Origin of the sequence: Paraburkholderia sp. XV, from assembly GCF_020177535.1 — a bacterium.
Classification (GTDB): Bacteria; Pseudomonadota; Gammaproteobacteria; order Burkholderiales; family Burkholderiaceae; genus Paraburkholderia; species Paraburkholderia caribensis.
Map to the genome: position 1 here is coordinate 1 of NZ_JAGUUD010000208.1, position 7,381 is coordinate 7,381.

Sequence of the window (7,381 nt, forward strand, 5' to 3'; positions counted from 1 at the left end):
GCAAAGAAAAGTAGGTGCCGCCCCGCACAGGGGCAACGCGTGAAGCACGCTAACGTAACGCGGATGCCAGCGCAAACACAGGCGCATGCCAGCGCAAACACAGCCAACCCACCCCAACGCGTCGCAGACCAAAATCCCCAAAAAAAACCACGCTAAGGTATAGCATCACGAAAACCAAAGCCCATCAGCGCATCCACGAACCCCCAACCAGGAGCACAAAAACCATGACCGAACCCACCCAGTTCTGGATGATCGAAGGCGCGCCGACGCCGGTCGGCCCTTTCTCCCATGCAACGGAATCAGGCGGCTGGGTCTTCGTCACGGGCCAGATGCCCACCTCCCCAGACGACGACACAGCACCCCTGCCCGAGGGCGTCGCCGCGCAAACCAAACGCGTCATGGACAACCTCGTGCTGGTCCTCAAGGGCATCGGTCTCGGCCTCGAACACGTCGTGTCGGCGCGTATCTTCCTCACTGAATTCAAACGCGACTACGCAACCATGAACGCCGTCTACGCCGCGCATTTCCCGCCGGGACGGCTGCCCGCGCGCACCTGCGTCGGCGTAACCGGGCTCGCACGCGACGCACTCGTCGAGATCGACTTCATCGCGCGCCGTCCGGGCTGACGCAAAGTCGATGCGTTCCCGTCGACCGTCCGCGCGCCGTGATTTCCTGCAGCGCGCGCTAACGCTGCCCCTCGCGATGTCCATTCCGTCGCTGGGCGCCGCCCAGCAAAAACCGCCCCCACGCATGGAACGGCGCGCCATTCCATCGACAGACGAGCCCTTACCCGTGGTCGGCTGCGGCACCTGGCGCACCTTCGATGTCGGCGACGATCCGAACGGCCAGGCGCGGCTCGCCGACGTGCTGAAAGTGCTGTTCGCAGCGGGCGGCTCGGCCATCGACTCGTCCCCGATGTACGGCTCGTCCGAAGCTGTCGCGGGCACGCTGCTCACGCGGCTCGACGCGCACAACAAGGCGTTCGTCGCGACCAAGGTGTGGACGCAAGGCAAAGCCGCAGGCATCGCGCAGATGGAAGAGTCGATGCGCCGCCTGCAACAGTCGACAATCGACCTGATGCAGGTCCACAACCTCGTCGACTGGCGCACGCAGCTCGCCACGCTGCGCGACTGGAAAGCGCGTGGGCGCGTTCGCTATATCGGTATCACGCACTACACGTCCGGCGCGTTCGATGACGTCGCCAGCGTGATGCGCAGCGAAAAGCCCGACTTCGTGCAGATCAACTACGCAGCCGACGATCGCGATGCCGGGCAGCGCATCCTGCCGCTCGCACGCGACCTCGGCATCGCCGTCGTGATCAATCAGCCGTTCGGCGGCGGCGGGCTGCTGTCGCGCGTCAGCAAGACGCCGCTGCCTGCGTGGGCCAACGACATCGGCTGCGTGTCGTGGGCGCAACTGCTGCTGAAATTCGTGCTCGCGCAACCCGCCGTCACCGTCGTGATTCCCGGCACGGGACGCCCCGAGTACATGGCCGATAACGTGCACGCAGGCGTGGGTCCATACCCCGACAAGGCGATGTGCAAGCAGATTGTCGAAGCCGTCGGCGGGTAGTAGACAATCACGACGCGCGGCGCGGCGCCATCACGAAGCCGACGCCTTCAGCAACACGGGATCGCTGCGATAGACATCCGGGAACATCTTCTTCAGATAATCGATCTTCGGCAGATCGTTGATCGCGATGTACGGCGAGTCCGGGTGCAGCACCAGATAGTTCTGGTGGTACTGCTCGGCAGGATAAAAGCCCTTGAAGTCCTCGATCTTCGTGACGATCGGCGCGGAAAACACCTTCGCGCCGTTCAACTGCGCGATATAAGCTTGCGCGATGACGCGCTGCCCGGCATTTTGCGGAAACACCACCGAACGATACTGCGTGCCGTGATCCGGTCCCTGGTAGTTCAACTGGGTTGGATTGTGGGCGACCGAGAAGAAGATCTGCAGCAGCCGGCCATAGGTGATCTGCGTCGGGTCATACGTGATCTGCACCGACTCCGCGTGCCCCGTGTCGCCGCCGCTCACGGTCTCGTACTGCGCGGTGTTCGCCGCGCCGCCCGCGTAGCCCGACGCAACCTGCTTCACGCCCTTGACGTGTTCGTACACGCCCTGAACGCCCCAGAAGCAGCCGCCCGCGAAGACGGCCGTTTCCGTGTGCGCGCTGCCCGCTTTTTCGTCCTGCGCGGGCGGCGGAATCCGCACCGCCTGTTCCGCCGACGCAACGTGTTGCCACACAATGGCGCCCGCGCCGATGGCGACGAACGCCGCAATCCGGGTCCAGCCCAATGCGCTTGCGATGAGTTTCTTGTTCACGGTGATAGTCCTCGAATAACAGATGAATGTGCAGTCGGTCGGGATGCCATTAGCCGAAGGTGAACGCATATGCCTCGACGCCCGGATCGAGAAACTCGATCGCGAAGGTGTGGTCGGCCACGTCGCCCGTCTGGCGCACGAGCTGATAGAGACGCTGTTCCGTCACGATGCCCACGCCGTCGGCGCTCACGTCGGTGCCGCGCGCAGCACCGGGCGTGACGCCGTCGATCGTCACGCGAAAATGCACCGGCTTGCCGGCCGCGCCCGGCCCGAGCACCAGATGCAGGTCGCGTGCGTGGAAGCGATAGACGATGCGTCCGTTCGGCGCGGCAAGGGTTGCGTGCTCGGCGCCCACTTTCCACATGCCCGCGAGTCCCCAGTCGTTGACGTCGGGGCTCGACGGCGCGGCATAGGTGCGCGCGCGGTTGCGCGCTTCGCCGCCCGGCGACGCGAAGTTCTCGGCACGCGCATAACCGATGTACGTTTCCGGCGACATCATGTCGTTCCCGTCGGCGGCCGCCTCGACGCCTTTCGCGCGCTGCGCGAGGCCCGTCGCCACCTGCGCCGCCTCGGGATGACCCGCTTCCACGAGCAGTTGCTGGATCACCTTCTCGGACTGTTCATACTCGCCTTCGCCGAAGTGATGATGACGCACGCGCCCCTGCGCATCGACGAAATAGTGCGCCGGCCAATACTGGTTGCCGAACGCGCGCCAGATCGCGTAGTTGTTGTCGATGGCGACCGGGTAGTCGACGCCGAGATCGTGTGTGGCCTTCTTCACATTGTCGATATTGCGCTCGAACGCGAATTCAGGCGCATGGACGCCGATCACGACGAGCCCCATGTCGCGATACTTCTGCGACCACGCTTTCACATACGGCAGCGTGCGCAGGCAGTTGATGCACGAATAGGTCCAGAAGTCGACCAGCACGACTTTGCCCTTCAACTGCGCGTTCGTGAGCGGCGGCGAGTTCAGCCATTGCACGGCGCCCGTCAGCGACGGCAGCGTGCCTTCGACGGGCAGCGGTGCGGCCGTCGCCGAGGCGCGCATCATCGTGCCCGCGGGCGGCGTGGTGTTGGCTGAGGCAGCTTGCGTGTCGGAGGTTTTCATCATGGCGGGACCGCCGGTTTGCACATTGGCCGACATCATCGCGTCGCCTGCCGGTTTGCGCGGCGACAGGCGGTCGACGAGGTGCTGCTCGATGCCGCTCGTCGCCACCGTCGATACCTTCGTCAGCACGCCCGTATCGAGGCCGAGCGCGATGGCCGCAACGCCGCACAACATGGCTGCGCCGATTCCGCGCCGCACCCATTCGCCCGCGCCGAGCGAGCGCTTCATGGCGGTGAAGACGCGTCCGCCGATCAGCAGCGCAATGGCCAGCGAGGTCGCCGCGCCTGCCGCATACGCGAGCAACAGCAGCGTCGTGCCGACGCTTGCGCCGCGCAGCGCCGCGCCCGTCAGCACGAGACCGAGGATCGGGCCCGCGCAGGGCGCCCACAACAGGCCCGTCGCGATGCCGAGCAGAAACGACGAGCCGATGCGCGGCTTCGCGCCGTCCGCCTGAGCCATCTCGGACAGGCGGTTGCCCGCGCTGACCAGCGGGTGCATCAGTCGGTCGGCGAGACGCGGCAGCAGCAGCGTGAGGCCGAACACGCCCAGCAGCACGATCGCGATCCAGCGGCCGTACTGGTTGGCCTGCGTGACCCAGCCGCCGCCGATGGCCGCCAGCGTCGCGACGAGCGCGAACGTGAGCGCCATGCCGCCGAGCAGCGGCAAGCCGGAGCGCACGAACGGCTGGTCGGCGCGCGCGAAGACGAAGGGCAGCACGGGCAGGATGCACGGACTCAGGATCGTGAGCGCGCCGCCGAGGTAAGCGAGAACAATGAGTAACATGATCGTCTGGATGGTTGATCGTGCGAAATGGGGCGATGAAAGACGATCTCAAGCGGCGCGCGGCGTGAAGGTCATCGCGAGTCCGTTCATGCAGTAGCGCAAGCCCGTCGGCTTCGGGCCGTCATCGAACACGTGTCCCAGATGGCCGCCGCAGCGCGCGCAATGCACCTCCGTGCGCGTCATGCCGAACGAGCCGTCCTCGCGCGTCGCGACGGCGTGATCGAGCGGCGCCCAGAAGCTCGGCCAGCCCGTATGGCTGTCGAACTTCGTGCGCGACGAAAACAGTTCGCGGCTGCAACCCGCGCACGAAAACACGCCGCTTCGATGCTCGTCGTTCAGCGGACTGCTGAACGGGCGCTCGGTGCCTTCCTCGCGCAGCACGTGGTATTGCGCGGGCGTGAGCTGCGCGCGCCACTGCGCGTCGGAACGCGTGACTTCGAAGCGCGCGGGCGCGCCGCCCGCTGCGTCCTGCGCGTCCGCTGCGCCCGGGGTGCCCGCTGCAAACGCCCGCCAATGCGTGAGCGCGGCCAGCGCGGCGAGCGCGCTGCCGCCCGATAACAGAAACCGCCTGCGGCTTTTCATCGTGTGCTCCTTGGTGCGACTCGATTGAATATGGCGTAGCGTAAGTCGGCTGTGATATCCGGGTCCTCACGAAAACTTAAATTAATTGTGATAACCCGGCGGCCGGAAATTCTGCACAATGTCAGTGCTGTCAACGTTGTATGGCAACGTTTAATCCCTGCCTTCAATCCCACGTTCAATCAAGCCAGCCGATGGACCACCCAAAGCGCGTACTGATCGTCGAAGACGATGTCGACATAGCGAATGTGCTGAGCCTGCACCTGCGGGACGAACGCTACGAGGTCGTCCATAGCGCCGACGGCAACGAAGGGCTGCGGCTGCTGGAACAGGGCAACTGGGATGCGCTGATCCTCGACCTGATGCTGCCGGGCGTCGATGGCCTGGAAATCTGCCGGCGCGCCCGCGCGATGGCGCGCTATACGCCCATCATCATCACCAGCGCGCGTTCGAGCGAAGTGCACCGCATTCTCGGGCTGGAGCTCGGCGCGGACGACTATCTTGCCAAGCCTTTTTCCGTGCTCGAACTGGTCGCGCGGGTGAAGGCGCTGTTGCGGCGCGCCGATGCAATGGCGAAAGACGCGCGGATGGAAGCGGGCAGCCTGAACCTCGCCGGGCTGTTCATCGATCCCCTCACGCGCGAGGCGAGCGTCGACGGCAAGCGTATCGAGCTGACGCCGCGCGAGTTCGATCTGCTGTACTTCTTCGCGAGCCGGCCTGGCAAGGTGTTTTCGCGCATGGATCTGCTGAACGCCGTGTGGGGCTATCAGCACGAAGGCTACGAGCACACCGTCAACACGCACATCAACCGGTTGCGCGCGAAGATCGAGGCGGACCCGGCGCAGCCCACGCGCATCCTGACGGTGTGGGGTCGCGGCTACAAGTTCGTCGCCGACCCTGCGGCGCACGAAGGAGACGCGTCGTGAATCTGTCGTTGACACAGCGTTTGTCGCTGGTGTTTTCCATCTTGCTGCTCGCGTGCTGTGGCGCGTCGGCGTGGCTGCAGATACGTTCGAGCGATCTGCACGAAAAGGAAGTGATCCAGAGCCTGTCGCGCGATCTCGCCTCGCATATCGCCGGCAGCCCGGCGCTGTCGGACGACGGCAACGACGGCTCGCGCAAGGACGCATTGCGCGAGATTTTCGGGCAGCTGATGGTGGTCAATCCGAGCGTCGAGGTGTATCTGCTCGATCAGAACGGCCATATCGAAGGCGACGACGCGCCCGCCGGGCACCTGAAGCGGATGCAGGTCGACATGCGGCCGGTGCGCGAATTCATCGCCGGCGATCCGCTGCCGATACTCGGCGACGACCCGCGCAGCGTCGACGGCCGCAAGGTATTCAGCGCCGCGTTGCTGCCGCACGGGAGCAAGCGGCCGCCCGAATATCTGTATGTCGTGCTGCAAGGCGAGGCACACGATGCGCTCGCGGCGCGCGTCGCGGCCAGCTCGGTGTTGCGCACGACGTTGTGGTCGATGGCGCTCGTCGCGCTGCTCGGTCTGGTGGCGGGGCTGATGGCGTTCGGGCTGATCACGCGGCCGCTGCGCCGACTGACCGACGCGATGCGCAAGTTCGATGCGAACGGCGAGCCGGATACACAACCGTCGATTGCCAATGCGGCGCGCCCGTCGCATTCCAATTCGCGCGATGAAATTGCAACGCTCGAATCGACGTTCGCGCAGATGGCCGAGCGCATCGGCCAGCAATGGCGCGCGTTGACGCGGCAGGACCAGGAGCGGCGCGAACTGGTGGCGAACATTTCGCACGATCTGCGTACGCCGCTGACATCGCTGCACGGCTATCTGGAAACGCTGTCGATGAAGTCGGACACGCTGAGCGACGCCGAGCGCAAGCGTTATCTGGCTATTGCGCTTGGGCAGAGTGTGAAGGTCGGCAGGCTGGCGCAGTCGCTGTTCGAACTCGCGCGGCTGGAGCATGGCAATGTGCAGCTTGCGCTTGAGGATTTTTCGCTGGTCGATCTGTTGCAGGACGTGTTTCAGAAGTTCGAGCTGTCTGCGGAAGCGCGGCATATCCAGTTGCGTGCGGGCATTGCGCCGCGCTTGCCGAGCGTGACGGCGGATCTTGGGATGATCGAGCGTGTGCTGACCAATCTGCTCGATAACGCGATTCGTCATACGCCGGATGCGGGCGCTGTCGATGTGGATCTTGCTGTGCGCGACGGCAAGGTGTCGGTGACGGTGAGCGATACGGGGCCGGGTATGTCGGAGGAAGTGCGGGCGGGGTTGTTCCAGCGTGCGTTTACGTCGGGCGGCGCGCATCGCGGCGGGCTCGGGTTGTTGATCGTGCAGCGGATGCTGCAGTTGCATGGCAGTCAGATACGGCTTGTTGAGAAGGGGGGCGCGGGCGCCGCGTTTTGTTTTGAATTGCATCCGGCGGGGAAGATGCAGAAGGGGGGACGCGCGGTGGCGTCCGTGTAGTGGTTTTTCTTTGGTTTTTTTCTGGCATGTGTGCGTTTGGCTTTGCGCTGGCATCTGCGATTTGGGTTTGCGCTGGCATCCGCGATTTGGTTTTGCGCTGGCATCCGCGTTACGTTAGCGTGCTTCACGCGTCGCCCCTGTGCGGG

At 64.9% G+C, this 7,381-nt stretch carries 7 protein-coding genes; 4 read left to right on the forward strand and 3 right to left on the reverse strand.

Annotated features, from left to right (window positions below):
* The first annotated feature begins 224 nt into the window (after positions 1-224).
* Both KFO72_RS40790 and KFO72_RS40795 read left to right on the forward strand, forming a co-directional pair.
* Positions 225-626 (forward strand): RidA family protein, encoded by a 402-nt coding sequence (locus tag KFO72_RS40790; protein ID WP_035989566.1) that lies wholly within the window; start codon positions 225-227, stop codon positions 624-626.
* A 10-nt stretch (positions 627-636) separates the two neighbouring features.
* Positions 637-1,572, forward strand: a complete 936-nt coding sequence (locus tag KFO72_RS40795; RefSeq protein ID WP_062916472.1) for an aldo/keto reductase — start codon at positions 637-639, stop codon at positions 1,570-1,572.
* Between the two features lie 30 nt (positions 1,573-1,602).
* On the opposite strand, the gene msrA is transcribed toward KFO72_RS40795, so the two are convergent.
* The 3 genes from msrA to msrB are packed head-to-tail and all read right to left on the reverse strand — an operon-like array spanning position 1,603 to position 4,801.
* On the reverse strand, positions 1,603-2,325 hold the full coding sequence (msrA, locus tag KFO72_RS40800; RefSeq protein ID WP_225034476.1) for a peptide-methionine (S)-S-oxide reductase MsrA: 723 nt from the start codon (positions 2,323-2,325) through the stop codon (positions 1,603-1,605).
* Positions 2,326-2,374: 49 nt separating this feature from the next.
* The gene (locus KFO72_RS40805; RefSeq protein WP_225034477.1) at positions 2,375-4,219 is read right to left on the reverse strand and encodes a cytochrome c biogenesis protein DipZ; all 1,845 of its coding nucleotides are present in this window, start codon (positions 4,217-4,219) and stop codon (positions 2,375-2,377) included.
* A gap of 48 nt (positions 4,220-4,267) precedes the next feature.
* Positions 4,268-4,801: a peptide-methionine (R)-S-oxide reductase MsrB gene (msrB, locus tag KFO72_RS40810; RefSeq protein ID WP_062916474.1), complete on the reverse strand. Its 534-nt coding sequence runs from the start codon at positions 4,799-4,801 to the stop codon at positions 4,268-4,270.
* Between the two features lie 191 nt (positions 4,802-4,992).
* Between msrB and KFO72_RS40815 the strand changes: the two genes are divergently transcribed.
* Positions 4,993-5,724, forward strand: coding sequence for a response regulator transcription factor (locus KFO72_RS40815; protein ID WP_062916475.1), 732 nt, complete (start codon positions 4,993-4,995; stop codon positions 5,722-5,724).
* Positions 5,721-7,235: an ATP-binding protein gene (locus tag KFO72_RS40820; RefSeq protein WP_225034478.1), complete on the forward strand. Its 1,515-nt coding sequence runs from the start codon at positions 5,721-5,723 to the stop codon at positions 7,233-7,235. The genes KFO72_RS40815 and KFO72_RS40820 overlap by 4 nt, the downstream gene beginning before the upstream one ends.
* Positions 7,236-7,381 lie beyond the last annotated feature (146 nt).

What these genes read in the sequence shown, in the direction of transcription:
- KFO72_RS40790 (WP_035989566.1), top strand. Translation starts at nt 225, where the DNA reads ATGACCGAACCCACCCAGTTCTGGATGATCGAAGGCGCGCCGACGCCG.
- KFO72_RS40795 (WP_062916472.1), top strand. Translation starts at nt 637, where the DNA reads ATGCGTTCCCGTCGACCGTCCGCGCGCCGTGATTTCCTGCAGCGCGCG.
- KFO72_RS40805 (WP_225034477.1), bottom strand. Translation starts at nt 4,219, where the DNA reads ATGTTACTCATTGTTCTCGCTTACCTCGGCGGCGCGCTCACGATCCTG.
- msrB (WP_062916474.1), bottom strand. Translation starts at nt 4,801, where the DNA reads ATGAAAAGCCGCAGGCGGTTTCTGTTATCGGGCGGCAGCGCGCTCGCC.
- KFO72_RS40815 (WP_062916475.1), top strand. Translation starts at nt 4,993, where the DNA reads ATGGACCACCCAAAGCGCGTACTGATCGTCGAAGACGATGTCGACATA.